This is a genomic window from Streptomyces sp. NPDC002838, from assembly GCF_040295365.1.
GTDB lineage: Bacteria > Actinomycetota > Actinomycetes > Streptomycetales > Streptomycetaceae > Streptomyces.
Genome location: NZ_JBEOVF010000156.1, coordinates 1 through 1347, shown reverse-complemented (window position 1 = coordinate 1347; position 1347 = coordinate 1). Strand labels below are relative to the sequence as shown.

Genomic DNA, 1347 nt, shown 5'->3' with positions numbered 1-1347 from the left:
CTGCGGCGTTTTGTGGCGGGGCGGTTGCCGGAGTTCATGGTGCCGTCGGTGTTGGTGATGCTGGATCGGTTGCCGTTGGCGCCGAACGGGAAGCTGGATCGGTCGGCGTTGCCGGAGCCGGAGTTCGGTGGTGGTGAGTACCGGGCGCCGGGTTCGGCGGTGGAACGCGTTCTGGCCGGGGTGTATGCGGAGGTTCTGGGTCTGGAGCGGGTGGGGGTCGATGACGACTTCTTCGCTGTGGGCGGGGACAGTATCCGTTCGATCCAGGTGGTGTCGCGGGCCCGAGGGTTGGGTGTGGAGGTGTCTCCGCGGCAGATCTTCGAGTGCCGGACGGTGGCGGAGCTGGCGCAGGTCGCGGTGACCGACGGCTCGGATGCGGGTGTGGTGCTGGAGGAGTTCGAGGGCGGTGGTGTGGGCCGGTTGCCGGTGCTGCCGGTGAGCCGGTATCTGCGGGAGTTGGGCGGTGGTTTCGGCCGGTTCTCGATGTCGGCGGTCCTTGAGCTGCCTGCGGGTATCGATGCGGCGGGGTTGTCGGCGACTTTGGCGGCGGTGTTCGACCGTCATGACGTGCTGCGCTCGCGGCTGGTCACCGGTGATGAGTGGAGTCTGGAGGTTGCCGCTCCGGGTTCGGTGGATGTGGCTGGGCTGGTTCATCGGGTGGAGTGTGATGGCCGGTGGGGTGAGGGCTGGCGGGAGTCGGCTTCCAGGGAGCTGGATGCGGCCACCGGACGGCTGGATCCTGCCGGTGGTGTGATGGGCCAGTTCGTGTGGTTCGACCCTGGCGCAGCGGCTCCGGGCCGTCTGCTGGTGGTGTTGCATCACTTGGTGGTGGACGGGGTGTCGTGGCGGATTCTGCTGCCGGACCTTGCCGCGGCCTGGGGGCGGGTGAGCTCCGGTGAGGAGCCGGTGCTGCCTGAGGTGGGTACGTCGGTACGGCGCTGGACGCACGCCCTCCAGGACGAGGCCGCCAGCGAGACCCGCGTCGCCGAACTCCCCCTGTGGCGTGCGATGGTGGACGGCCCGGACCCTCTCCTCGGCCGCCGTGCACTGGACCCCGCCCTGGATGTGGCCGACACCGCCGACCACATCTGGGTCCGCCTGCCGGCGCGGGTGACGGAGGCGCTGCTGACGGTGGTGCCGACGGCGTTCCGCGGTCAGGTGAACGACGGCCTGCTGGCCGGGCTGGCGCTCGCCGTGGCCAAGTGGCGGCAGGCTCGCGGCGTCACGGAGTCCTCGGCGCTGATCCGGCTCGAAGGGCACGGCCGTGAGGAAGGCGTCGTTCCGGGGGCGGACCTGTCCCGCACGGTGGGCTGGTTCACCAGCATGTTCCCGGTACGCCTCGACACC

At 70.2% G+C, this 1347-nt stretch carries 1 protein-coding gene; it reads left to right on the top strand.

Annotation, left to right across the window (positions count from 1 at the left end; genetic code table 11):
* Nucleotides 1-1347 (top strand): condensation domain-containing protein (locus tag ABT063_RS52040; protein ID WP_351069389.1); only part of this gene is annotated, 1347 nt, incomplete at both ends.